24 protein-coding genes are annotated in these 25,209 nt (G+C 67.0%); 21 read left to right on the top strand and 3 right to left on the bottom strand.

Going from position 1 to position 25,209, the window contains the following annotated elements; translation table 11 throughout:
* The first annotated feature begins 4 nt into the window (after window positions 1–4).
* The 7 genes from VG561_RS20060 to VG561_RS20030 all read left to right on the top strand — a co-directional run bounded on the left by VG561_RS20060 (window position 5) and on the right by VG561_RS20030 (window position 7,821).
* Entirely contained in the window at window positions 5–622 is a 618-nt protein-coding gene (locus VG561_RS20060) for a YceI family protein (protein ID WP_014645483.1), read from the top strand.
* Window positions 619–2,676: a phospholipase D family protein gene (locus VG561_RS20055; protein WP_049408351.1), complete on the top strand. Its 2,058-nt coding sequence runs from the start codon at window positions 619–621 to the stop codon at window positions 2,674–2,676. Before VG561_RS20060 ends, VG561_RS20055 begins: the two co-directional genes overlap by 4 nt.
* Before the next feature lie 10 nt (window positions 2,677–2,686).
* A complete protein-coding gene (locus tag VG561_RS20050; protein ID WP_014035502.1) occupies window positions 2,687–3,121 on the top strand; it encodes a hotdog fold thioesterase in 435 nt (144 codons plus the stop codon).
* A gap of 118 nt (window positions 3,122–3,239) precedes the next feature.
* Window positions 3,240–4,031 (top strand): lysophospholipid acyltransferase family protein, encoded by a 792-nt coding sequence (locus VG561_RS20045; RefSeq protein ID WP_049441701.1) that lies wholly within the window; start codon window positions 3,240–3,242, stop codon window positions 4,029–4,031.
* Between the two features lie 52 nt (window positions 4,032–4,083).
* Window positions 4,084–5,073, top strand: coding sequence for a YheT family hydrolase (locus VG561_RS20040; protein WP_046427777.1), 990 nt, complete (start codon window positions 4,084–4,086; stop codon window positions 5,071–5,073).
* A gap of 56 nt (window positions 5,074–5,129) precedes the next feature.
* Window positions 5,130–7,199 (top strand): tetratricopeptide repeat protein, encoded by a 2,070-nt coding sequence (locus VG561_RS20035; protein ID WP_423179927.1) that lies wholly within the window; start codon window positions 5,130–5,132, stop codon window positions 7,197–7,199.
* Window positions 7,200–7,209: 10 nt separating this feature from the next.
* Window positions 7,210–7,821, top strand: coding sequence for a YbhB/YbcL family Raf kinase inhibitor-like protein (locus tag VG561_RS20030; protein ID WP_014645487.1), 612 nt, complete (start codon window positions 7,210–7,212; stop codon window positions 7,819–7,821).
* Between the two features lie 101 nt (window positions 7,822–7,922).
* Here VG561_RS20030 and VG561_RS20025 read toward each other — a convergent pair whose 3' ends face one another.
* The 3 genes from VG561_RS20025 to VG561_RS20015 form a co-directional block, all read right to left on the bottom strand.
* Window positions 7,923–8,456, bottom strand: a complete 534-nt coding sequence (locus VG561_RS20025) for an NADPH-dependent FMN reductase (protein ID WP_014645488.1) — start codon at window positions 8,454–8,456, stop codon at window positions 7,923–7,925.
* A 79-nt stretch (window positions 8,457–8,535) separates the two neighbouring features.
* On the bottom strand, window positions 8,536–9,363 hold the full coding sequence (locus tag VG561_RS20020) for an META domain-containing protein (RefSeq protein ID WP_423179926.1): 828 nt from the start codon (window positions 9,361–9,363) through the stop codon (window positions 8,536–8,538).
* A gap of 73 nt (window positions 9,364–9,436) precedes the next feature.
* Window positions 9,437–10,231 carry an undecaprenyl-diphosphate phosphatase gene (locus tag VG561_RS20015; RefSeq protein WP_164077202.1) on the bottom strand — a complete coding sequence of 265 codons (795 nt, stop codon included), beginning with the start codon at window positions 10,229–10,231 and terminating at the stop codon, window positions 9,437–9,439.
* Between the two features lie 222 nt (window positions 10,232–10,453).
* On the opposite strand from VG561_RS20015, the gene glnA reads away from it, so the two are divergent.
* The 14 genes from glnA to VG561_RS19945 all read left to right on the top strand — a co-directional run bounded on the left by glnA (window position 10,454) and on the right by VG561_RS19945 (window position 25,117).
* Window positions 10,454–11,863: a type I glutamate--ammonia ligase gene (gene glnA, locus VG561_RS20010; RefSeq protein ID WP_014645491.1), complete on the top strand. Its 1,410-nt coding sequence runs from the start codon at window positions 10,454–10,456 to the stop codon at window positions 11,861–11,863.
* Window positions 11,864–12,184: 321 nt separating this feature from the next.
* Complete coding sequence (locus tag VG561_RS20005; protein WP_004134334.1) at window positions 12,185–12,523, top strand: P-II family nitrogen regulator; 339 nt, start codon at window positions 12,185–12,187, stop codon at window positions 12,521–12,523.
* 22 nt (window positions 12,524–12,545) lie between these two features.
* On the top strand, window positions 12,546–13,976 hold the full coding sequence (gene amt / locus VG561_RS20000) for an ammonium transporter (protein ID WP_014645492.1): 1,431 nt from the start codon (window positions 12,546–12,548) through the stop codon (window positions 13,974–13,976).
* A 247-nt stretch (window positions 13,977–14,223) separates the two neighbouring features.
* Window positions 14,224–14,757 carry a hypothetical protein gene (locus VG561_RS19995; protein ID WP_423179925.1) on the top strand — a complete coding sequence of 178 codons (534 nt, stop codon included), beginning with the start codon at window positions 14,224–14,226 and terminating at the stop codon, window positions 14,755–14,757.
* Window positions 14,758–15,320: 563 nt separating this feature from the next.
* Window positions 15,321–15,698, top strand: a complete 378-nt coding sequence (locus VG561_RS19990; RefSeq protein WP_423179924.1) for a VENN motif pre-toxin domain-containing protein — start codon at window positions 15,321–15,323, stop codon at window positions 15,696–15,698.
* Complete coding sequence (locus VG561_RS19985) at window positions 15,695–16,162, top strand: hypothetical protein (RefSeq protein ID WP_134966507.1); 468 nt, start codon at window positions 15,695–15,697, stop codon at window positions 16,160–16,162. Before VG561_RS19990 ends, VG561_RS19985 begins: the two co-directional genes overlap by 4 nt.
* Window positions 16,163–16,624: 462 nt before the next feature.
* Window positions 16,625–17,371 (top strand): N-acetylmuramoyl-L-alanine amidase, encoded by a 747-nt coding sequence (locus tag VG561_RS19980; protein WP_423179923.1) that lies wholly within the window; start codon window positions 16,625–16,627, stop codon window positions 17,369–17,371.
* 67 nt (window positions 17,372–17,438) lie between these two features.
* On the top strand, window positions 17,439–18,605 hold the full coding sequence (locus VG561_RS19975) for a murein transglycosylase A (protein WP_032959393.1): 1,167 nt from the start codon (window positions 17,439–17,441) through the stop codon (window positions 18,603–18,605).
* Between the two features lie 107 nt (window positions 18,606–18,712).
* On the top strand, window positions 18,713–19,027 hold the full coding sequence (locus VG561_RS19970; RefSeq protein WP_423179922.1) for a hypothetical protein: 315 nt from the start codon (window positions 18,713–18,715) through the stop codon (window positions 19,025–19,027).
* A 104-nt stretch (window positions 19,028–19,131) separates the two neighbouring features.
* A complete protein-coding gene (locus VG561_RS19965) occupies window positions 19,132–21,177 on the top strand; it encodes a TonB-dependent receptor (protein ID WP_423179921.1) in 2,046 nt (681 codons plus the stop codon).
* Window positions 21,178–21,292: 115 nt separating this feature from the next.
* Window positions 21,293–22,354 (top strand): two-component system sensor histidine kinase NtrB, encoded by a 1,062-nt coding sequence (locus VG561_RS19960; protein ID WP_032959394.1) that lies wholly within the window; start codon window positions 21,293–21,295, stop codon window positions 22,352–22,354.
* Window positions 22,347–23,795: a nitrogen regulation protein NR(I) gene (gene ntrC / locus VG561_RS19955; protein ID WP_423179920.1), complete on the top strand. Its 1,449-nt coding sequence runs from the start codon at window positions 22,347–22,349 to the stop codon at window positions 23,793–23,795. Before VG561_RS19960 ends, ntrC begins: the two co-directional genes overlap by 8 nt.
* Window positions 23,796–23,888: 93 nt before the next feature.
* Window positions 23,889–24,458, top strand: coding sequence for a superoxide dismutase family protein (locus tag VG561_RS19950; RefSeq protein WP_014645498.1), 570 nt, complete (start codon window positions 23,889–23,891; stop codon window positions 24,456–24,458).
* Window positions 24,459–24,490: 32 nt separating this feature from the next.
* Complete coding sequence (locus VG561_RS19945) at window positions 24,491–25,117, top strand: superoxide dismutase family protein (RefSeq protein WP_049408330.1); 627 nt, start codon at window positions 24,491–24,493, stop codon at window positions 25,115–25,117.
* Window positions 25,118–25,209: the final 92 nt, after the last annotated feature.

The following is a 25,209-nucleotide window of genomic DNA, read 5'->3' as shown; positions in this document are numbered from 1 at the left end:
TCCGATGAGCCTGGCGCGGCGCAGCCGCTTCCTGCTGCCCGCGTTGCTGGCGCTCGGCCCGGCCTGGGCCGCGGCGCCCCCACCGACCCCGTTGCCGCCCGTGTCCGCCGAGGCGCCACGGGTATTGCGCCTGGATACCCAGCGCTCGCGGATCGGCTTCGAGGTGCGCACCCGATTCGGCCAGCGCATCGAAGGCGTGTTCCCGCACTTCGAGGGGCGTATCGAGATCCTGTCCGACGGCCGTCACCAGGTGCACCTGAAGATGTTCACCCGCTCGGTGGAGATCCCCGGCAAGGCGCGCTATACCGGCTGGATGCGCGGCGAGGAGTTCTTCGATGCCGGGCGCCATCCGGTGGTCGAGTTCGACTCGCTGCCCTACTGGCCGGAGACCGTGGAGCAGGGCGGCGCCATCAACGGCCGGCTGACCCTGCGCGGCATCAGCCACCCCGAGTCATTGCAGGTCGAGAAGGCGGAGTGCGCCCGACCCGGCTATGATTGCGACGTCGTCAGCCGCGGTACCGTGCAGCGAGGCCGGTACGGAATGGACAGCTGGCAGCTAGCCTTGAGTGACCGAGTGACCTTCGTATTGCGTGCGCGCCTGAGCGAGGCGCCGAAACCGTGAACCTCCTGCTGCGCGTCCTGGCGCTGGCAACCGTGTTGCTGGGCAGCGGTTGTGCATCGCTCTCGCATGCCGAGCGTGACCGTGCCGAAGCGATTGCCGTGCAGGCGCGCTCGACCGACGTCGACTGCCAGCGCGCCGACCGCTGCGCGCAGGACTCGCCGTTGCGTGCGCTGGCGGGCCGGGCGTTCACCGAATCCACCCCGGAACAGCCACGCCACTACGCCACCCTGCTCGACGAGGGCGAGGGCGCCCTGGTCGCGCGCCTGAACCTGCTGCGCAGCGCCACCCGCAGCATCGACCTGCAGACCTACATCTTCGACAAGGACGACAGTGCCCGGCTGGTCATCGACGAGCTGCTGGCCGCGTCGCGGCGCGGGGTGAAGGTGCGGGTGCTGATCGACCAGCTCTCGGCGATCTCCGACCTGCAGATCCTCGGCGCCCTGTCCGGCGCGCACCAGAACTTCCAGCTGCGGGTCTACAACCCGACCTTCGGCAAGGCCCGGCTGAACTACTTCGACTATGCCGGCAGCGTGCTGTGCTGCTTCCGCCGCTTCAACCAGCGCATGCACAACAAGCTGCTGGTGATCGACGATGCGATCGGCGTGGTCGGCGGCCGCAACTACCAGGACGACTATTACGACTGGGACCGCGAGTACAACTTCCGCGACCGCGACGTGCTGATCGCCGGCCCGGAGGCGCGGGCGATGGCGGCCAACTTCGATGCCTTCTGGCGCGCCAGGCGCAGCGTGCCGGCCGAGCGCCTGAACGATGTCGGCCGCACCCTGCTGCGCGAGGGCGTGCCGACCCTGCCGCCGGCCAGCTTCCGCCGCCCCGAGCGGGTGGAGCGGGTCAGTGCCGAAGCCAATGACATGGACTTCGTCAGCCGTTCCTTCGTCGATACCGCGTTGCCGGTGGCCTCGGTGCGCTATGTCGCCGACCTGCCGCGCAAGCACCGGCGCGAGAAGGCCGATGCTCCGCTGGCCGGACAGCACGTGACCGAGCCGCAGCTGGATGCGCTGATCGCCGGCGCGCAGAAGGAAGTGATCCTGCAGACGCCGTACCTGGTGCTGTCCAAACCGGCGCAGAAGCTGTTCCGCGAGCTGCGCAAGCGACCGCAGCCGCCGCGCGTGGTGGTGTCCAGCAACAGCCTGGCGGCGACCGACAACCCGATCGTCTATGCGCTGTCGTACAAGTACAAGCGGCGCAACATGCGCGAACTGGGCTTCAACATCTTCGAATACAAGCCGTTCCCGCTGGATGCACCGGTCGATTACCGCAACCTGCTGCCCGACCCGATCGCCGCGCCGGAAGGCGACGACGACGGCGGGCGCAACCCGCTGATCGGCGGCAGTGCTGCCGGCAGCAATGCCGGCGACCGTCGCGATCGCGATGAGCACCCGGCACCCACCGGCAAGCAGGGGCCGGTGAACCATCCGCGCACCGGCAGTGCCTACCAGAACGCGCGCGAGCGCCGCCGTGCGGCCGGCAGCGAGGTCGAAACGCGCCTGCTGCGCACCGAGACCCGGCCCTCGTTCCTGGGCAGCAAGGCGGTCAACAAGCCGTTGCCGGTCACCCGCAAGGGTGCGCGCATGGGCCTGCATGCCAAGTCGCTGGTGGTCGATCGCCGCATCGGCGTGGTCGGTACCCACAACTTCGACCCGCGCAGCGAGAACTACAACACCGAAGGCGCGGTGATCATCGATGACCCGGCCTTCGCCGAGCAGCTGGCCGAGAGCATCCTGCGCGACACCCACCCGCAGAACTCGTGGACGGTGGCGCCGCGGGCCAAGCCGCCGGTGCTGTCCGGGCTCAACTACAGCGTCGGCAAGGCCTCCGAAGCACTGCCGATCCTCGACTTCTGGCCGTGGCGCTATGCCACCGACTACGAGTTCAAGCCCGGCCCGGACTGCCCGCAGCCGTTGCCCCGGCAGGACCCGGGCTTCCACCGCTGCTATGTCGCCGTGGGTGATTTCCCCGAGGTCAATGTCGGCCCGAAGTGGCTGCTGGTACGCATGCTGACCGCATTCGGCGCCGGCCTCGTTCCCATCCTCTGAAGGTGCCCGCATGACCCAGGTGTTCCGCGAAGCCGTTTCCCTCGAGCAGCTCAATACGCTCAGCCGCAACACCGCGATCGCGTCGCTGGGCATCGTCTTCAGCGCGGCCGGTGACGACTGGCTGCAGGCCACCATGCCGGTGGACGAGCGCACCCGCCAGCCCTACGGCATCCTGCATGGCGGCGCGTCGGTGGTGCTGGCCGAGACCCTGGGCAGCAGCGCCGGCAACCTGTGCGTGGATACGGCCAAGCAGATCTGCGTGGGGCTGGAAATCAACGCCAACCACGTGCGTGCGGTGCGTTCGGGCACGGTCACCGGCACCGCCCGCGCGCTGCACGTGGGCCGCAGCACCCAGCTGTGGGAGATCCGCATCGAGGACGAGCAGGGCCGGCTGGTGTGCATCTCGCGGCTGACCCTGGCGGTGGTGGCGGCCGGCCACGGCTGAGCCCCGGACGGGCGGTGACGGCAGCGGAACCCAGCGTTCCCTGCCGATTGCCCCGGTCGATGGGTGTTATGGCCTAAATCGGCTGGCAGCGATGACGGCCCTCCGGTATCGTGCGCGGATGACTTCCCCCACTCCGGCCCCCCGCGGCGGCGTGGCGCGTGTGTGCCGTTACCTGTACCGCGTACCGCTGCTGTTGGTCCACATCGTCGTGTTCCTGCCGCTCATCCTGATCGGCATGCTTCGGCCGTGGGGCGAACTGCGCGTGGGCGAGGCGACCCTGGGGGCCAAAGTGGTCAACTGGTGGCAGGGCGGGCTGATGTGGATCTTCGGCTTCCGCCTGGTGCAGATCGGCAGGCCGCTGCCCGGCGCCGTGCTGTTCGTCGCCAACCACGTCAGCTGGGTCGACATCTGCATCCTGCACAGCCAGCGCATGATGGGCTTCGTCGCCAAGCGCGAGATCGCCAGCTGGCCGCTGGTCGGGTGGCTGGCCGCGCGCGGGCAGACCATCTTCCACCAGCGCGGCAACACCGAATCGCTCGGTGGCGTGATGCAGGTGATGGCCGATCGCCTGCGCGAAGGCAAGGCAGTGGGCGTGTTCCCCGAAGGGCGTACCCGCGGTGGCCACGAAGTGGGCCCGTTCCATGCCCGCATCTTCCAGGCGGCGGTTGAGACCGGCGTGCCGGTGCAGCCGGTGGCTCTGGTGTACGGGCTCAAGGGCGACGCGCAGACCATTGTCGCGTTCGGCCCCGGCGAGAGTTTCTTCGCCAATTTCCTGCGCCTGCTCGGTGAGCCGGCGCGGCGTGCGGAAGTGCATTTCCTGGCACCGATCGGTGCGCAGGACCTGGAAGGCCGTCGGCGCATCGCGGAGACGTCGCGCGCGCGCATCGTGGCGGCCATGAGCACGCAGTGAGGGTGCGGTGGCCCTGATCCCGCCACCCGTCCTGGACGCCGGCACGCCGACGCTGCACGCGGCTGACTACCAGCCACCGCGCTGGCTGCGCAATCCGCACCTGCAGTCGATGCTCAGCTCCAGCCGCATGCGCCTGCAGCGCGGCCTGCTGCTGCTGGCCGCGACCGGCGCGATCAGCGAGGAACTGATCCTCGACGGCGGCGACGGCGTGCGCCTGCAGGGCTGGCACAGCCATGTCGAAGGCCGCGAACCCAAGGGCATGGCCCTGCTGCTGCACGGCTGGGAAGGCAGTGCCGAATCCAGCTACATGCGCATGGCGGCCGCGCGCATGCTCGAACAGGGCTTCGACGTGGTGCGGCTGAATTTCCGCGACCACGGCAATACCCATCACCTCAACCCCGGCATCTTCCACTCCAACCTGATCGACGAAGTGGTGCATGCCGCAGGCGATATCGCCCAGCGCTGGCCGCAGCTGCCGCTGGTGGCCGCCGGCTACTCGCTGGGCGGCAACTTCGTGCTGCGCCTGGCCCTGCGTGCGCCGGCGGCCGGCGTGCCGCTGCTGCGCGTCGCCTCGGTATGCCCGGTGCTGGACCCGGCGCTGACCATGGAGAGCATCGAGAACGGCCCGGCAATGTACGACTGGTACTTCCGGCGCAAGTGGGCCGGTTCGTTGCGGCGCAAGCGCGACCTGTTCCCCGAACTGAGCGACTGCGACGACCGCGTGCTGAAGCTGGACATCCGCGCGTTGACCGCCTGGCTGGTCGAGCGCCACACCAGTTTCGGCTCGTTGCAGGCCTATTTCGACGGCTACTCGATTGCCGGCGATCGCCTGTCCTCGCTGCAGGTGCCGGCCGACATCCTGATGGCACAGGACGACCCGGTGATCCCGTACGCGACCTTCAGCGACTGGCAGCTGCCGCGCAACGCGCACCTGGAAACCGCCTGCTGGGGCGGCCACTGTGGCTTCCTGGAAAACTGGCGCGGTGACGGCTTCTCCGAGCGCTGGGTGGCGCAGCGCCTGCAGCGCGTGCTGCAAGGCTGAACCGGCACGGGCGCGCAGGCCGCTACAATGCGGGTTTGCCCTTGAACCGGACCGCCATGCAAGACCAGATCATCCAAGCGTTGCGCCAGAACGAGGCCGACCAGGCCGTGCAGCTGGCCCAGGCGTGGACCCGTGATGAACCCGGCCAGGCCGAGGCCCACCGCTGGCTGGCGCTTGCGCTGCAGCAGCAGGGCAAGGCCGAGGACGCGATGGAGGCCCTGCAGCAGGCGCTGCAGCTGGCCCCGGACAATGCCCAGCTGCACCTGCAGCACGCCGGCCTGCTGCTGGCCCTGCGCCAGTTCGACGGCGCTGGCGAAGCACTGACGCGCACCACCGGGCTGGACCCGAACGCCTTCGCTGCCTACCTGATGCAGGCCCACCTGGCGATCGGCCGCAACGATTTCGATGAAGCGCAGCGCCTGTCCACCCTGGCCTCGCGTGTCGAACCGGACCACCCGGAACTGCTGACCATCGACGGCATGATCGCGCTGCGCCGCGATGATGCCGATCGCGCGCTGACGCTGCTGTCGGCCGCCAACCAGGCCCAGCCCAACGACATTCGCGTGCTCTACGCACTGGGCTTCGCCTACCTGGGCAAGAACATGCTGGCCTTCGCCGAGCAGGCGTTCCGCCGCGTGCTGGAACTGAACCCGACCATCGCCTCGCTGCATGGCCTGGTGGTGCAGCTGGCCATGCGCCAGGGCAACCTGGACGCTGCCGCCGAAGCGATGCAGATCGCGCTGCAGCAGCAGGGCCTGGATACGCCATCGATGCGCCGCCTGGCCGGCGAACTGGCACTGCGCAGCGGCCAGCCGCTGCAGGCGCTGGAGCACCTGCTGCCGTTGCTGGAATCGCTGCCTGACGACCGCGACGTACTGCAGTTGCTGCTGATGTCCTGGCAGCGCCTGGGCCGCGAAGACGAGGCCCGCGCACGCCTGGATGCCGCCCTGGAGCAGCACCCGCAGCTGCACGACCTGTGGCTGGCACGCCTGGCGGTGGAAGAGGTCGGCAGTGCCACCGCCGCCGCCACGGTCGAGCGCTGGATGGACGCGATGCCGGGCCACCTGCCGGCGCTGGAAGCGCGCCTGCGCCTGCACGACATGGTGGGCGAACACGCCCAGGCCGAAGCGATCGCCGAGCGCATCGTCAACCTCGAACCGGGCCGCGTCAGCGGCGAAACCCGCCTGGTCGAAGGCCTGCTGCAGCGCGATCCGGCCGCCGCGGTCGCCCGCGTGCAGGCGCTGATCGACATGGCACCGGAAGGCCACCGCGCCGACCTGCGCACCTGGCTGGGTGAGATCCAGGATCGCGCCGGGCAGCACGAAGACGCGCTGCAGACCTGGCTGGCACTGCAGGCCGACCAGGCACCGCAGCGCCTGCCGCTGCCGCCGCAGGCCAAGGCGCCGCCGAACTGGCCGGACAAGGGCGAGATCGACGGTGATGCCACTTCCGCGCCGATCTTCCTGTGGGGCGCGCCGGGTTCGGGCGTGGAGCGCGTGGCGACCGGCCTGGCCGCCGCCAGCCCGGTGCTGCGCAGCGACCGCTATACCTCCAACGCACCCGACGACGCGTTCCAGAACTACCACACGCTGCAGGACCTTGCCTCGGGCGTGCTGACCCCGGAGCGGCTGGTGCAGCGCTGGCGCGAACAGCTGCCGTCGCGCGGCGTGCAGGACGACGCGATCATCGACTGGCTGCTGTGGTGGGACAACGCGCTGCTGTGGGCGCTGCGCCCGCAGCTGCCGCAGGGCCGCCTGCTGGTGGTGCTGCGCGATCCGCGCGACATGCTGCTGGACTGGGTGGCCTACGGTGCCGCCGCACCGCTGGCAATGACCTCGCTGGCCGAAGCCAGCGAATGGCTGGCGCGCGCGCTGGCCCAGGTCGCCGCCCTGCACGAGGACGATCTGTACCCGCAGGTGCTGCTGCGCATCGACCAGATCGGCAACGATCCGCAGGCGATGGCCGAACTGCTGGGCCGCCTGTTCGAGCGGCCGATGCCGCCAGCCGCGCAACTGGGTGCGCCGCGCTTCCCGCCGGGCCACTGGCGCAACTACCGCGACGTGATGAGCGCCGCCTTCGCCAAGCTCACCCCGATCGCGGTGCGCCTGGGTTATCCGGAAGAGTGAGGACACGCCGATGCAACTGAGCAGCCACAGCCTGACCAACGGTGCACCGATCGACCGCGAATTCGCCGCCGGCGATGCCGCGGGCTTCGCACCGGACCGCAATCCGCACCTGGCCTGGAGCGATGTGCCGGAGGGCACCCGTTCGTTCCTGCTGGTGTGTGTCGATCCGGACGTGCCGACCGTGCCGGAGACGGTCGGCCGCACCGACATGAGCGTGCCGCGCGACCAGCCGCGCTGTGATTTCGTGCATTGGGTAATGGCCGACATTCCGGCCTCGGTGCGCGAGATCGCCGCAGGCAGCTGCAGCGACGGCTTCGTGGTGAAGGGCAAGTCCGAACCGGCCGGCCCGGCCGGCAGCCGCCAGGGCCTGAACGACTTCACCGGCTGGTTCGCAGGCAATCCGGACATGGCCGGTGACTACCTGGGCTATGACGGCCCGTACCCGCCGTTCAACGACGAACGCCTGCACCACTACTTCTTCCGGGTGTTCGCGCTGGACGTGGCATCGCTGCAGCTGCCGGCACGCTTCACCGCCGCCGACGCCTACCGCGCCATGCACGGCCACGTGCTCGCCGAAGCGGCACTGCACGGCACCTACACCTTGAACCCGGCGCTGGGCTGAGAGCCCTTGTAGGGCCGGGGCATGCCCGGCTTTGCTTTCTGCAGAGTCGAGCCATGCTCGACTTTGCCTTGTAGAGCCGAGCCCATGCTCGGCTGCTTCTGCTACGCAATGGACCTGCAGTAAACAGCAAACCCTGCCAGGAACGCATCCGCTTCGGCGCGATGCACTTCCGACTGAAGCACCTCGAAGATCTCCTCCGGTTCCAGGCCCAGCACCGGTACACGCAGGAACAGCGTTGTACTGAACGCGGCACTGACCGTGGACAGCACCGCGCGAAGTGCCTGCAGCATGTCCTCGCCACGATGGGACGCATGCACTAACGCAATGGGCCGACCGACGATCTGGTCGCCGGATACGAGCCAGTCGATCGCATTCTTCAATCCGCCGGGAATGCCACGCACGTATTCAGGGCTGCACACCAGCACACCGTCGCTGCGGGCGATGGCCGCCTTGAAGCGCGTCACGCTGCAGGGTTCATCGGTGCCTTCCAGATCGGGGGAGAACACCGGAAGTTCGCCGACCCCGGCGTAGACCTCGATCTCCATGCCGGGCGGCGCGATGGCTTTCAGGGCCACCAGCAGAGCGGTGTTGGTCGACTGCCGGCGCGCGCTGCCGGATATGGCGAGAATCTTCATCGTGGCAAGGCTGCCACGTGGGGCTGCGTCGACGCTACAGAACGTAGAAGGGCGACCTCGTGGCCGCCCTTCTGTTTATTTACTTCTTTTCGATGGCCGACTCGACCACCATGTCCAGCACGTACGCCTGCGACGGCGCATCGGCCGGCGGGTTCTTCACTTCGTAGCGCTTCACGCGCACCACGTTGCGCACGCCGTCTTCGTGGGTGTAGCCCTCGATGGTGCCGTAGAAGTTCTCGAACTTGCCCGGCTCACCCTGCTTCAGGCCCTTGTCGTCGAACTTCACTTCGCGCACCTGCAGGCACTGGTAGTCCGGGATCAGCGGGTGCGAGCACTTCTGCGTCTTGGCGGCCACTTCCAGGAACACGGTTTCGCCGGCGCCGCCGTAGCGGGTTTCAGCGGTCGGCTCCGGGTTGAACACCAGCACGTCGCCCTTGGCGTTGGTCAGCGTCAGCTTGCCATCGGCATTCTGCTCGGCCTTCAGCTCGCCCTGCAGGCGGCTCGACACGGCTTCGTCCAGCGCCATCAGCGCCTTGTCGGTGCAGGCCATCATGGTCGAGGCCATCGCGCTGACCGTCAGCTTGCCGTCGGCCAGGGTGTAGCCGCCGCCCATGCGGTTGCAGGTGTTGCTGACCGACAGTCGGCCATCTGCGAAGTCCAGGGTGACCGGCTTGTCTTCGCGGGCGAACAGCGCGTCGATGCGCTTGCCGTCGGCGCCGGTGGCCTGCTGCAGCAGCCAGTGCTGGCTCTGCAGGCGCTGCGCATCCAGGTGCGCCAGCGTCTGCTGGTCTGCTGCCTTGGCCGCGGCCGGGGCCACGTCGTCGCCGCCGGTGCCGGCCGGGGCCGGGGTCTGGCTGCAGGCGGCCATCAGGGCCAGCGGGAGGAGCAGGGTGAGCTTGCGGTTCATGGTGATTCTCCTTGGGGAACCGTGGGGGAAACGGGGTGGGGCCGGCAACGGGGTTACCGTACCCCGGCGCTGTTCAGCTGCCGGAGGGCAACCACAGCAGCAGCGCCGCGCCCAGTGCGATGCGGTAGATCGCGAAGGCGGTGAACCTGTGCGACTTGATGTAGCCCATCAGCCACTTCACTACGACGAAGCCGGTGATGGCCGCGGCAAGGAAGGCCACGCCCACGTCGGCCCAGTCCTCGCTGCCCAGCTGCCCGGCCTTGGCCATTTCCAGGAAGGTGTAGGCGCTGGCGGCGAACATGGTGGGAATGCCGACCAGGAACACGAACTCGGCGGCGGCGGCGCGGCGGCTCAGGCCCAGCAGCATGGCCAGGAAGATCGCCGAGGCCGAGCGCGAGGTGCCGGGGAACACGCCGGCCACGACCTGTGCCAGGCCCACGCCGATCGCCACCGTCCAGGTCACCTGGTCGCGGTCGGGCAGGCGCGCGGTGTAGGCCTCCACCAGCAGCATCCAGACACCACCGATGATCAATGCCCAGGCCACCGGGCTGACCGTCTCCGGCAGCGACCAGCCGGCCTTGCGCACCACCAGGCCGACCACGGCGGTGACCAGGAAGGCGGCGCCCAGCTTGAACACGTACTCACGGTTCTCGCGCTGGTTGAAGCCGGTGGCCAGCTGCAGCAGGCGCTGGCGGAACACCAGCATCACGGCCACGATCGCGCCGGCCTGGATGACGATGTTGAAGAAGTCCGAGCGGGCACCCAGCCAGTGCTGGGCGATGAGCAGGTGGCCGGTGCTGGAGATCGGCAGGAACTCGGTCAAGCCTTCGAGGATGCCCAGCAGCAGGGCGGAGAGCAGGTCGGACATGGACGGTGCGTGACGCGCGGCGGAAGGAAGAAGGTCGAGAGGATAGACGATCCCTGCCGCACCAAACGGGTGCGTCTGGTGGCGGGTGCACCCGTTTGGTGCGCACCGTTCTGCACCGCCACGGAGCGCCCTTTTTGAAATCAATGACTTGCGGCCAGCGAAAAGTTGGCACGGTCGTTGCTGTACCTCAGCAGGCATTCATCCCCATCCGAGGTCGTACCGATGTCCGTGGAAAACGTTGAGAAGCTGATCAAGGACAACCAGATCGAGTTCGTCGATCTGCGTTTCGTGGATATGCGTGGCGTCGAGCAGCACGTCACCTTCCCGGTCAGCATTGTCGAACCGTCGCTGTTCGAAGAAGGCAAGATGTTCGACGGCAGCTCGATCGCCGGCTGGAAGGGCATCAACGAATCGGACATGGTCCTGCTGCCCGACACCACCAGCGCCTACGTCGACCCGTTCTACGCAGATCCGACCATCGTGATCAGCTGCGACATCCTCGATCCGGCCACCATGCAGCCGTACGGCCGCTGCCCGCGCGGCATCGCCAAGCGCGCCGAGGCCTACCTGAAGTCCTCCGGCATCGCCGAAACCGCGTTCTTCGGCCCGGAGCCGGAGTTCTTCATCTTCGACTCGGTCCGTTTCGCCAATGAAATGGGCAACACCTTCTTCAAGGTCGATTCCGAAGAAGCCGCCTGGAACAGCGGCGCCAAGTACGACGGCGCCAACAGCGGCTACCGTCCGGGCGTGAAGGGCGGCTACTTCCCCGTGCCGCCGACCGACACCCTGCACGACCTGCGCGCCGAGATGTGCAAGACCCTGGAACAGGTCGGCATCGAAGTGGAAGTGCAGCACCACGAAGTGGCCACCGCCGGCCAGTGCGAGATCGGCACCAAGTTCAGCACCCTGGTGCAGAAGGCCGATGAACTGCTGCGCATGAAGTACGTGATCAAGAACGTCGCGCACCGCAACGGCAAGACCGTCACCTTCATGCCCAAGCCGATCGTGGGCGACAACGGCAGCGGCATGCACGTGCATCAGTCGCTGTCCAAGGGCGGCACCAACCTGTTCTCCGGTGACGGCTACGGTGGCCTGAGCCAGCTGGCGCTGTGGTACATCGGCGGCATCTTCAAGCACGCCAAGGCCATCAATGCCTTCGCCAACTCGGGCACCAACAGCTACAAGCGCCTGGTGCCGGGCTTCGAGGCGCCGGTGATGCTGGCCTACTCGGCCCGCAACCGTTCGGCGTCGTGCCGCATTCCGTGGGTGTCCAACCCGAAGGCGCGCCGCATCGAAATGCGCTTCCCGGACCCGATCCAGTCCGGCTACCTGACCTTCACCGCACTGATGATGGCCGGCCTGGACGGCATCAAGAACCAGATCGACCCGGGTGCACCGAGCGACAAGGACCTGTACGACCTGCCGCCGGAGGAAGAGAAGCTGATCCCGCAGGTCTGCTCCTCGCTGGACCAGGCGCTGGAAGCGCTGGACAAGGACCGCGAGTTCCTGAAGGCCGGCGGCGTGATGAGCGATGACTTCATCGACGGCTACATCGCGCTGAAGATGCAGGAAGTGACCAAGTTCCGCGCGGCCACCCACCCGCTGGAATACCAGCTGTACTACGCCAGCTGACCGGATGCGATGGCGGTGGGTTCCCCCTCCCACCCGCCGCCATCGCTTCCGTTTTCGCGGCTGGGGAGCCGCGGTCAGATCGGGGTCGGATCCCATTCGTTTACGAATGGGCGCTGATCCCTATCCAGGGGCAAGAGAGAGACCGGATACGCGACCAGGGCCGCCCTCCCTCCCGCGTCGGTCGTGCAAGGAGAGAGGCACGGCCGTCCCGGCCTTGTACGTGTCCGGTGCAACAGCCACGGTCATCATCCTGATGACCCGTGGTTGCCTGATGCCAACGCGCGCTGGCGCGCTGGCCCCATCCACCCTCGGGACATGCGCATGAAACTGATCTCCGCCATCATCCGACCGTTCAAGCTCGACGAGGTCCGCGAGGCCCTGTCCGATGCAGGCGTGTCGGGCATCACCGTGACCGAAGTGAAAGGTTTCGGTCGCCAGAAGGGCCACACCGAGCTGTATCGCGGCGCCGAGTACGTCGTCGATTTCCTGCCCAAGATCAAGATCGAAACGGTGGTCACCGACGAGCGTGCCGACGCGGTGATCGAAGCGATCCAGTCGTCGGCAGGCACCGGCAAGATCGGTGACGGCAAGATTTTCGTCACCGCCGTCGAACAGGTCATCCGCATCCGCACCGGCGAAATCGGTGCCGACGCGCTGTAACCCCCTTCCGGAGATTCCCCCCATGAAGATGCGCCTTCTCACCGGGTGGCAAGCCCGGTTCCATCTGGTGTGCCTGTTGATGCTGCTCAGCGCACTGGCCGCCGGTGCCTGGCCGGGCAGCGCCCATGCCCAGGCCCAGGTATCGCCGTTGCCGAGCGAAAGCGTGGCGGTCGAGCCGCTGCACGATGCGGCCGCCACCGCCGCGGCGCCGGCCGTGGCCGAAGCGGCCGCCGCCTATGATCGTGGCGACGTCGCCTGGATGCTCACCTCGACCCTGCTGGTGCTGTTGATGGTGGTACCGGGCCTGGCCCTGTTCTACGGCGGCCTGGTGCGTTCGAAGAATGTGCTGTCGGTGCTCAGCCAGATCCTGGTGGTGTTCTCGCTGGTGCTGCTGCTGTGGGTGGCCTATGGCTACAGCGCGGTGTTCAGCGCCGGCAATCCGTTCTTCGGCTCGTTCACCGAATTCGCCTTCCTCAAGGGCTTCACCCCGGAGTCGGTGGGCAACACGCCGATCAAGGGCCTGCCGGACTATCTGTTCGTCGCGTTCCAGTCGACCTTTGCCGGCATCACCACCGCGCTGATCGTCGGTGCCTTCGCCGAGCGCATCAAGTTCCGCGCGGTGCTGCTGTTCTCGGCGCTGTGGTTCACCCTCAGCTACATCCCGATGGCACATATCGTCTGGGGTGGCGGCTACCTGGGTGAGCTGGGTGCCATCGACTTCGCCGGCGGTACCGTGGTCCACATCAACGCGGGCGTCGCCGGCCTGGTCGGCGCGTGGTTCGTCGGCAAGCGCCTGGGCTATGGCCAGACCGCGCTGAAGCCGCACAATGTGCCGTTTACCTACATCGGCGCGATGCTGCTTTGGGTGGGCTGGTTCGGCTTCAACGCTGGCTCGGCAGCAGCGGCCGACACCGTGGCCTCGCTGGCCTTCCTCAACACCGTGCTGGCCACCGCTGCCGCCGTGCTTGGCTGGACGCTGGTGGAAGCGATCGGCAAGGGCAAGCCGTCGGCACTGGGCGCTGCGTCGGGTGCGGTGGCCGGGCTGGTCGGCATCACCCCGGCCTGTGGCACCGTCGGGCCGCTTGGCGCGATCGTGATCGGTTTTGTCGCCGGCGTGGTCTGCGTGTGGGGCGTGACCGGCCTGAAGCGCCTGCTGAAGGTGGACGACACCGCCGACGTGTTCGGTGTGCATGGTGTCGGCGGCATCGTCGGCGCGATCCTCACCGGCGTGTTCAGTGCGCAGTCGCTGGGCGGCACCAAGGCCGATCTGGATATCGCCCATCAGGTCTGGGTGCAGGTGGTCAGCGTCGGCCTGACCGTGGTGTGGTCGGCGGTGATGACCGCGGTCATCCTGTTGGTGGTCAAGGTCGTGGTCGGCCTGCGGGTGACCGAAGAGGCCGAACGCACCGGCCTGGATGTGACTTCGCACGGCGAGTCCGCCTACGAGGCCTGACGTGGCGGCGCACTGACGTGGTGGGTGCCGACCGTTGGTCGGCACTTCCACTGTCCTTGTTCTGGTAGGTGCCAAGCTTGCTTGGCACGGGGTCTGGGTCTGCTCTGGTGGGTGCCGACCGTTGGTCGGCACAGCGGGTAGCCCATCCACGCATGGCGTGGCTCTACCGTTCCTGCTCCAATGGCTGTCTGCAGGTGGGCGTGTACACGCCTCCAACGACCTCGATGGACTACAGAACGGAGTAGGCGTGATCCAGGCGACTTCCGCAGCAGTGATGGAAGACATCGAATGGTATGTCTACCTGCTGACCCTGGACGAATACAGTCCGCATGCGCTGGTGCGTAGTGTGGCCGGCGCAGGAGATCGAGAACACTGGAGCTTCGCTGTGGAGCTCACCTATCGCTGCCTTTCCTCCGGTCTGTGGCGACTCTCCTACGGCCTGCCTCCGGAGCTGGGGCTTTCCAGCATCGATCGTCGATCCGAGCACCAGCAGTCTGATCAACATCATGGTGCCTGGAGCACATGCATTGGATCCGGGCTTTGTGATCCGACAGGTGCTTCCGGATGGATTCGGTGGATTCTCAGTCTCAACCAGAGGCTGGGGTACGGGTTCGCGTCCAATGTTCAACTCGAATTGGTGGGCCAAGTGTGGAGTTCCAATACGCGCGATACTGGTGGCGAAGTTGGCAAGTTGCGGTGGCCTTGGAGTACTTTTCCCTCAAGGCAGAAATGCATGAGCTACCGGGGCTCTGATGGAAAGATGGTGGAGATCTGCCAGTGAGTGAGCGTGAGTTGGGGGCAAAGATTGTGTCTGTGATTGCCAGCTCCGTGCTTGGAGCGGCTCTATTCATAGGCATTCCGCTGAGTTCTCGGATAGGCAGCTTTTCGCAGGCTGCAATTTTCACATCGCTGGTTTGCGCCATAGCCGCTGTGTCGGGCCTCATCTTCGGTGTGCCCGGGGTTATGCTTGTGGACAAGTTTCTTCCGCGGTTCAAAGCTCGTTATGTTGTAGCTGCACCAATCTGTGCCTTGTTGGCGTGGCTCGCGTTCGAGGGTGCCTTCTCTCCTGGCGCTTGGATAAAGGTCTGGACCAGTCCTTCCTTTTGGTTTGGGTGGGCTCCCAGGCGCGCTGGCATCATGCTTTTCATCGGGTTGGCCGTGGGTGCCTTCTACATGTTGATCTGGCCGCGGATTGGACGAATGATGAAGGTCAACACGGCCTTGTGACTGAGGGCGATGGAATCGGGTGCCTGTGCGCAGCAAGGTGGCGGCGGCAAATAGCCAGGCATACAGCGGCGCGGGGAAGTAGGGGGCATCGATGAGTACAACCGTGCACTGAACGCAGTGACGACGGCGCTGGTGGGCGGTGTGGCGGGACAGGGCGCTGGCCAGGCCGCGTCCAATGCACTGGCGCCCTATGCCGCTCACTTCATCGGCAGCACGCTTGACCCGAACCACGGCAGCGACCCCAATGCGACTCTGCAACTGCTGTCGCATGCGGTGTTGGGTGCGCTGCTGGCGGAAGCCGATGGTGGCGGTGCGGGAACCGGAGCGGTGTCCGCGGCCGGCGGCGAGTTGGCCGCGAAGGTACTGACTAATACATTGACCGGCGGAGACCCCTCCAAGCTGAGCCCGGAGCAGAAAGAGATGGTGCTGGCGTTGTCGCAGGCAGTTGGCGCACTGGCGGGCGGGCTGTCGGAGCAAAAGAAGGTCACGAAATGAGTGCTAGTGATGTGAAAGATGCTGGAAGAATTTCCGTTCAGGCTGCATATGTATTGATGTGCGTGTTCCTTCAGAAGTATATGGAGAGGGGGGAGGGGCAGGACACTCTTGTTGATCTGTTATCTTCGGGAGGGTCATTTCTATGGGCAAATGGCTTGCCCAACGATCCGGCAATGTGGGATGACTGGTGTGATGCATTTGCAGAGGTTGTCACCGTGGGGAGTGCTCTTAATTCTGAATTTTGTAGCGCACAAATTAATTCGTCGGGCGAGTACTTGGCGTTGCTGGATGCGTTCTCGGTAATGATGGTATTCCTTGAGTCGATTTTTGATCGATCTGGTGAGGATCTTCCGCTGTTCGAAGTTGTTGTTCGCCTTATGTCGCCTCTAGGTGATTCCGGTTGTCTTGATGATTCCTCTGTCTGGGCTGAGTGGGTGGAGTCGGTTAGGAAGGTGAGGGCATAGGGTTCTGGGCGGTTGCTTGTTCAATGGAAGTTGGGGTTAAACGGCCGCCTCGATGAAGTTGCTCGGCTTGACGGTGTTGCCAGTCTGTATGTCACCGGTCGAAGCAGTGGTGACGCGCCAAGGTAGATTTCTTCGCAATGCGGGCGCGGAGGGATTGACCAGATCGGCCACTGGCGGGATCTGAGGGGCCGTTGATGAATCATTTTGTTCAAGTTGTTATGACGGTTGTTCCTGGGTTCACGTGTCCACGGTGTTGGAATCGATTCGGCGGCATGGCTGGGTCCGTTTCGGGGATTGAAGGTAGGTGATGAGGAACTTGGGCGTTTGGCTATTCGAATTGGAGTTTGAGATTTGGGCATGAGGTGGGGGCGTCATTGAGTTTTTGCATGACAGCTCCCCAGTTCTCCAGCGATCCGGACGAAGCGAAGAACCACGGCTGCAGTCCATGGTTACAATCCGCCCATGATCAGCCCCCGCCTTCTGGCTTCCACACTGCTGGCCCTGGCCCTTTCGGCCTGCACCGCCACCGCGCCTGTGCAGCACAACCCGCTCGCCACCTGGGTCCCATCACCCAACCAGAACGCGCGCACCCCGGTCATCATCGTCATCCACCACACCGAGCAGAAATCGGTGCAGCAGAGCCTGCATACGTTGCGCACGGCCAACAGCGGTGGGCCGGTCAGTGCGCACTACCTGATCGGCGCCGATGGCCATCGTTACCAGCTGGTGGCTGATGAGCGCCGTGCCTGGCACGCCGGCGCCGGGCGCTGGGGCACCATCTCCGATCTCAATTCGGCTTCGATCGGTATCGAGCTCGACAACGATGGCCGCAGCCCGTTCAGTGCGGCACAGATCGAATCGCTGATCGTGCTGCTGCGCGATCTCACCACGCGCCTGAACATCCCGCCGCGCCAGGTGATCGGCCATGCCGACCTGGCGCCGACGCGCAAGCAGGATCCGAGCCGCTTCTTCCCATGGCAGCAGTTGGCCGAGGCCGGCTTCGGCGTGTGGCCGCGCGCGGCCGACGGCGCGGCACCGGAAGGATTCGACGCGTGGAATGCGCTGGCCCGCTTCGGCTATCCGCTCGACAACCGCGACGCCACCGTCGCTGCGTTCCACCGCCGCTTCCGTGGCCGCGACGACCTGCCGAAGACGCTGGATGCCGAGGACGCCCGCATCCTGCACTCGCTGCTGCTGCAGACGCCGTGACTCCGCGCATGAACGCTTGGCCCCGCGCTGGGTTGCCGCCCAGCGGCCGGCCCGCCACCATGGCGGCATGATCGATTCCGCCACCTTCTTCAAGCGCAAGCACTGGACCCTGCTGGCAGCGGCCGTGCTCGCCGGTTGCGCCACCACCGCTCCCCGCACGGGCTCCGAAGCGCCCACGCCGACCTCGCCGCCGGCGGCCACCTACGCCAAGGTCGGCTGGAAAGCCCTGCCAGCGGTCTCGGACAGCGATCTGCAGGCCGGCTTCGTGGCTTGGCGCAGCAGCTGCGCCCGCCTGAAAAACGACGCTGTCTGGGCCAAGCCCTGCGCCACCGCCGCAGCGGTGTCAGACAAGAACCCGGCCGCGATCCGCCAGTTCCTGCAGCGCGACCTCGATGCCTATGCGCTGCGTGCCGGTGGCCATCAGGCCGACGGATTGATCACCGGCTACTACGAGCCGATCTACCCCGGCAGCCTGACCCGCACCGACAAGGCGACGGTGCCGGTCTACGGCACGCCGGATGATCTGGTGGTGGTGCAGCTGGACAGCCTCTACCCGGAACTGAAGGGCAAGCGCCTGCGCGGGCGCGTCGAAGGCAAGGTGCTCAAGCCCTATGACGACGCCGGCACCATCGCGGCCAAGGGCGCCAAGGCGCCGGTGCTGGCCTGGCTGACCGATCCGATGGACCTGCAGTTGCTGCAGATCCAGGGGTCCGGCCGCGTGCGCCTGGCCGATGGCAAGCAGGTACGGCTGGCCTATGCGGAACAGAACGGCCACCCCTACCGTGCCATCGGTCGTTGGCTGGTGGACCAGGGCCAGCTGAAGAAGGAAGACGTCACCATGGACGCGATCCGCGCCTGGGCCCGGGCCAATCCCGCGCGCGTGCCGGAACTGCTGCGCAGCAACCCCAGCTATGTGTTCTTCGTGCGCAATCCGGACAGCCCGGAAGGCCCGCGTGGTTCACTGAACGTGCCGCTCACCGCGGGCTACAGCGTGGCGGTAGACCGTACCGTGGTGCCGCTGGGCAGCCTGCTGTGGCTGTCGACCACGCGCCCCGATGGCACGCCCGTGGTACGCCCGGTGGCTGCGCAGGACACCGGCGGCGCCATCGCCGGCGAAGTGCGCGCGGACCTGTACTGGGGCAGTGGCGATGCCGCCGGCAAGCTGGCCGGCGACATGAAGCAGAAGGGCAACATCTGGATGCTGTGGCCGAAGGGCGTGCCCCTGCCGAACTGAACCAGCAGGGGGCGGATCCCTTTCCAAAGGAAAGGCTCTGGCCCCGGATGCCTGATAATGGCGCCATTCCGAACTTTCCGGCCGCGCCTGCGGCCAGGACCCCTGCAATGACCTACGCAAAGCACAACGCAAAACCCGGCGCGAAATCCGCCGCAAAGAAGTACTACAAGCACTGGGCCGAATCGGGCCTGGGCAAGGGCAACGTGCTGATGGAAGCGCGCGGCGACAAGATCGTGCGGCAGGTGGAAATCTACGGCACCAAGATGGTCTGGGCCGACGAGCACGCCCACAGCGATGACCGTTTCCTGCTGGCCGACCAGCCGGTGTCGTTCCTGGATTTCGACAAGGACGACGAAATCTCCGCGCGTGAATTCGAAGCCGCCTGGAAGAAGGCACGGGAAGCCACCGGCTACCCGGTGTAATCCCCCCCGGCTCCCGCCCTTGTAGCGCCGAGCCTTGCTCGACGCTGCAAAAGCGGGCATGTGAAATGTTATATAATTACATTTCACCATAACCGCCCCTTCCCATGAAGACTCCCACCCTTGTGGCCGCCCTGGCGGCCGCACCGTTCGCCCCTGAAGCTTTCGCACAGTCCGCCGATGCCGCGCTCACCCTCGGCAAGGTGCAGGTGCACCAGCACGGCGAAGGCCAGCTCAGTGCGCACCAGGTGCTGACTTCGGTGGACGTGCTGGGTGCAGACCAGATCGAAAACCGCAACGTTTCGCACAGCTGGGAACTGCTCGGGCAGATGCCCGGCATCCAGCTCACCGAAACCCGGCAGGGCGCCGAATCGGGCAAGATCAGCTTCCGCGCCTTCAACGGCGAGGGTTACCTCAATGCCATCAAGACGCTGATCGATGGCATCCCCAGCAACGTCAACAGCGGCAACCAGCGCTTCATCGACATGCTGTTCCCGCTGGACATCAGCTACATCGAAGTGGTGCGTGGTACCAACGATCCGCGCTATGGCCTGCACAACATCGGCGGCAACGTGAACTTCGGTACGCGCCAGGGCGGCAGCTACACCGATGCGCGCCTGGCCTACGGCAGCTACAACACCCGTGATGCGCAGCTGGCGATTGGCCGCGAAGCCAATGGCTTCGCGCAGAACTACTTTGTCGGCACCCAGGCCAGCGATGGTTATCGCGACCACGACACCTCCAGGAAGTACTCGCTGGGCGGCAAGTGGTTCTTCGGCACGCTGGACGAAGGGCTGCGCGTGGGCCTGACCGCGCGCGCCTACCACCATGAGGCCGACGAACCGGGCTTCATGACCGCCGAGGAACTGCGCACGCACCGCCGTGGCAGCGAGCTGCGCAACGGCAACGACGGCGATGACCGCGACATGCGCCAGATCGCCGCGCACGTCGACCTGAAGCTGTCCGACGCACTCACCTTCGGCACGCGGCTCTACTACAACCGCTATGAAGACGACCGCCGCGTGACCTTCAGCGACCTGCCCACCGGCAACCTGCCGCGCCAGCGCCGCGTGTGGGATGAACGCCAGACTGGCCTGCTCAGCACGCTGACCTGGCAGGCCAGCTCCACGCTTACTGTCGAGGGCGGCCTGAACTACGAGCAGCAGGACAACGGCTATATCCGCGAGCGCTATGCCTACGCCGAACCGACCGATTACAGCCAGCCGCCGGCGCGCGTGCAGAACGACGACCGCCACAGCTTCGACAACTGGGGCGCCTACGTGCAGGCGATCTACCAGCCCGCCGAGGCGTGGAAGATCGTGCCGGCCTATCGTATCGATCGCTTCAGTGGCAGCACGCACCTGATGAACGGCATCACCGCCCGGCTGCAGGATTACGGCAGCATCGGCCAGCCCAAGCTGAGCATCATCCACAGCCTGGGCCAGACCACCCACGTCTACGCCAACTGGGGCCGCACCTTCCAGGTGCTGACCGGGTCCACCGCACCGGCCTACCTCACCCCGGGGCAGGCGCCGATGCAGCCGTCCACCAATACGGGCATGGAGCTGGGCCTGAAGTTCCAGCCGTTCCAGGGCGCCCAGGCGCGCCTGGCGGTGTGGCAGCAGGACGCGGAAAACGAGGTATCCAACATGCCTGCCACCGGCACCACGGTCACCCTGGGCAAGACCCGCCGGCGCGGCGTGGATGCGCAGTTGAGCCTGCAGCTGGGCGATGACTGGACGGTATGGGCGTCGCACGCCTACCAGGAAGCGAAGATCACCCGCGACGACCGCGATGCCGGCATTTCCCTGCACGGCCGCGAAGTGGCCGCCACCCCGCGCCACATCAGCAATCTGGGTGTGGACTACCGCGCCAGCGACGCGCTGCGCCTCGGCCTGCAGGCACGCGCGCAGGGCGACTACTACCTTGAGGAGCGCAACGTGGCCGGCAAGTTCGGTGGCTTCGCCGTGCTCGACCTCAGTGCTGCCTATCAGCTCACCCCGCGTTTCAGCGTGGACCTGCAACTGAAGAACGTCACCGGCCGCGAGTACGCCTACGCCTGGTACGACAGCTTCTTCTGGGACAGCGCCCGCCCGATGTTCTCGCCAGCCCCGGGCCGCAGCGTGTTCGTTGGCCTCAACATGAAGCTGTAACCGGCCACGCATCTGGCAATGGTCGAGCTTGCTCGACCTGCAGCAGGGGTCAGATCCCTTTCCGCCAGGAAAGGGCTCTGACCCCGAACCCCGCGTTTTGCACTACATTGGTGCAATGTCCGACCCCGCACCCCCGCCGTCCCTTGATGCCCTGGGCACGCCGCTGGCCTGGGCCGGGGCCGATGGCTGCATTGCCGGCTGCAATCCGGCCTTCGCCCGCTGGCTGGGCGTCAGCGTCCGGCGCCTGCTGGGTCGGCCATTGGCCGCACTGGAAGTGCAGGGCGAGGCACTTGCCCATTTCCTGGCCCGCGATGAGCGCGACAGCCTGCGCCTGAACCGGCTGGCGCTGGCGGTGCCCGGCGAGGCGCCGCGCTTCGCCGAGGGCTGGATGAGCCGCCGCGACGATGGTGGCTGGCTGCTGGAGGCGCATCCGGTCGATGAATTCCCCGGGCTGGACCCAACCCAGGCGCTGCCCAGTGCGCTCAGCGCGGCGCTGAAGGGCCTGGCCCACGAGCTGCGCAACCCGCTGGCCGGGCTGAAGGGCGCGGCCCAGCTGCTGGCCCGCCGCGCGGCGCAGCGCGACGCCAGCGAACGTGAGCTGATCGAACTGATCGGCTCGGAGATCGAGCGCCTCAACGGCCTTCTCGACCAGCTGCTGTCGCCGGCCCCGGCCGCGCCGCATGCGGAACTGAACATCCATGCCGCGCTGGAACGTGTGCTGCGCCTGGCCGAGAACGAGGCCGGCTGGGCGGTACGCCTGCAGCGCGACTACGACCCCAGCATTCCCGAATTCCACGGCGACGCCGACCGCCTCACCCAGGCGGTGTGGAACCTGGTGCGCAACGCGATCCAGGCCGGTGCCGGCAGCATCACCCTGCGCACCCGCGTGGAGCATGGGGTGCGCATCGCCGAGCAGTTGCACACGTTGGCCTTGCGCCTGGAAATCGCCGACGACGGCCGTGGCGTGCCCGAGGAGCTGGCCGAACACCTGTTCCTGCCGCTGGTCAGTGGCCGTGCCGAAGGCACCGGGCTGGGCCTGGCACTGGCCCAGCAGGTCGCGCGCGAGCATCGCGGCACGCTCACCTACCGCTCGCGTCCGGGCCATACCGTGTTCACCCTGCTGTTGCCGATCGGCAACGGCGCCGCTCCTGCCGAGGAGGCCCCGCGCGATGTCTGAGTCCCCCACCACCGCACAGCGCATCTGGGTGGTCGACGATGATCGTGCGGTGCGCTTCGTACTGTGCACCGCGCTGCGCGAGGCGGGGTACCAGGTCGTCGATTTCGACAGTGCCGCTCCCGCCCTGCAGGCGTTGAGCGCGGGCCCGCCGCCGGCGCTGCTGTTCACCGATGTGCGCATGCCCGGCGACGATGGCCTGGTACTGCTGGACAAGCTCAAGGCCGCGTTGCCGCAGCTGCCGGTGGTGGTGATGTCGGCCTATACCGATGTCGCCAGCACCGCCGGTGCGTTCCGCGGGGGCGCGCATGAATTCCTGTCCAAGCCGTTCGACCTGGACGATGCCGTGGCGCTGGCGCAACGTGTGCTGCCGGCCGTGGCGCCCGCGCTGGCCGCCCCCAGCCCCGCCGCCGAAACGCCCGGCGACCAGCCGCCGCAACTGGTGGGCGATACCCCCCCGATGCGTGCGCTGTTCCGCGCCATCGGTCGCCTGGCGCAGGCACCGCTGGCGGTGCTGGTCACCGGCGAGACCGGCACCGGCAAGGAGCTGGTGGCCAATGCGCTGCACCGCGAATCGCCGCGTGCGCAGGGTCCGTTCGTCGCGCTCAATACCGCCGCGATCCCGGCCGAACTGCTGGAGAGCGAGCTGTTCGGCCACGAAGCTGGCGCCTTCACCGGTGCGCAGCGCCGTCATGTCGGCCGCTTCGAGCAGGCCAACGGCGGCACGCTGTTCCTGGATGAGATCGGCGACATGCCGTTGCCGCTGCAGACCCGCCTGCTGCGTGTGCTGGCGCAGGGTGAGTTCTTCCGCGTCGGTGGCCGCGAGCTGATCCGCGTCGATGTGCGCGTGGTGGCCGCCACCCACCAGGATCTGGAAGGCCTGGTCGCGCAGGGCAAGTTCCGCGCCGATCTGCTGCATCGCCTGGACGTGGTGCGCCTGCAGTTGCCGCCGCTGCGTGAGCGCCGCGAGGACATCGCGCAACTGGCCAGCACGTTCCTGGCCGCCGCCGCACGCAGGCTGGATACGCCGCCTAAGCGCCTCACCGCCGCGGCTCTGCAGGCGCTGCGCGAACACGACTGGCCGGGCAACGTGCGCGAACTGGAGAACGTGTGCTGGCGGATGGCCGCGCTGGCCGCCGCCGACACCATCGGCGTGGCCGATGTCGATACCGCGCTGAACCGCGCGCGCGGCCGCCGCAACAGCGCCAGCGCAGCCGATCCGGGCCAATGGGAAGCGCTGCTGGCCGAATGGGCGCGCCGTCAGCTGGCCGAGGGCGTGGAAGGGCTGCACGCGCAGGTGCGCGAGCGGGTCGACCATGCCCTGCTGGAGGCAGCGCTGCAGATCACCCACGGTCGCCGCGCCGAAGCCGCTGCCCGCCTCGGCCTCGGCCGCAATACCCTTACCCGCAAGCTGGGCGCCGGGCGCCGTCGCGGGGGCCATTGAACGGTCCCTGCACGCGATCCTCGCGCCCGCTTGCCGAACCGTTGATCGTTCATGGACGATGCAATGCTTAGTGTCACCTGCAAGGAGTCTTCGATGCGTCTGTCCTTTGCCATCCTGCCGTTGTCCGCCGCCGTGCTGCTGTCTGCCTGTGGCAGCGCGCCGAAGAAGGCCGAGCCCACCCCGCCGCCGCCCACCGTGGTCAGCGCAGCGAAGCAGGGCGAGGCCAATCTGTCGCCGGCCTCGGCCAGCATCGTCAGTGGCCGCATCGCACTGATGGTGGAGCCCGGAGGTATCCACATCACCGGCCTGATCGGTGGCCTGCAGCCGATGCAGCAGGCCGGTTTCCACATCCACGAGCGCGGCGACTGCAGCGCGGTGGATGCCAGCAGCGCCGGCAACCACTTCAACCCCGGTGGCGCCGCGCATGGCCGCGCCGGCACCGGCAAGCACCACCTGGGCGACATGGACAACCTGCGTGCCGATGCCCAGGGCCGCGCCAACGTCGATATCCACCTCAAGGGCGTTACCCTTGGCGGAGGCGCCGCCACCGATATCGCCGGACGTGCACTGGTCGTGCATGCCAACGCCGACGACTATCGCAGCCAGCCCGCCGGCAATGCCGGCGTCCGCATCGCCTGTGGCGTGATCCGGGTCGTCCGCTGATCACTGCAGGCAACATCCAGGGAGAGATTCCAATGCGTCTGATCCACACTTCGCTGTTTGCGGCCATCGCCGCGCTGGGCCTGGCGGCCTGTAACCAGCAGCCCGCCGCGCCGCAGACTGAGACTCCGCCGGCCGCGCCGGCTGACGGCGCCACCACCGAGCCGGCTGCAACTCCTGAACCGGCTGCGGCACCGGCTGCCGATGCCTCGGCCACCGCCGAACTGGCACCGACCCAGGGCAACGAAACCAAGGGCAGCGTCACCTTCAAGGTGGTCGACGGCAAGGTCCACGTGACCGGCCAGATCACTGGCCTGAAGCCGGGCAGCGAGCACGGCTTCCACATCCACGAGAAGGGCGACTGCAGCGCGCCGGACGGCATGAGCGCCGGCGGCCACTTCAACCCGGGCAAGCAGGATCACGGCAACGTCGCCACCGATCCGCACCACGGCGGCGACATGCCCAACATCAAGGCCGACGACAAGGGCGTGGCCACCATCGACGGCCCGGTGTCGAGCAATGTCAACATCGGCAAGGGTGATGACTTCGACATCATCGGCCGCGGCCTGATCGTCCACGCCGATGCGGACGACTACAAGACCCAGCCGACCGGCAACGCCGGCGCACGCCTGGCGTGTGCGGTGATCCAGAAGGCCCCGTAAGAATCAAGGAACGCCGGCGCAAGCCGGCGTTTTTCATTATCGGTAGTGCCGGCCGCTGGCCGGCAATCGCAGATCCGGACGTTGCCGGCCAG

This window comes from Stenotrophomonas sp. CASM110 (genome assembly GCF_049384345.1).
GTDB lineage: Bacteria > Pseudomonadota > Gammaproteobacteria > Xanthomonadales > Xanthomonadaceae > Stenotrophomonas > Stenotrophomonas muris.
The sequence above is the reverse complement of the archived record's forward strand: the minus strand, read 5'-3'. Positions and strand labels throughout refer to the sequence as shown.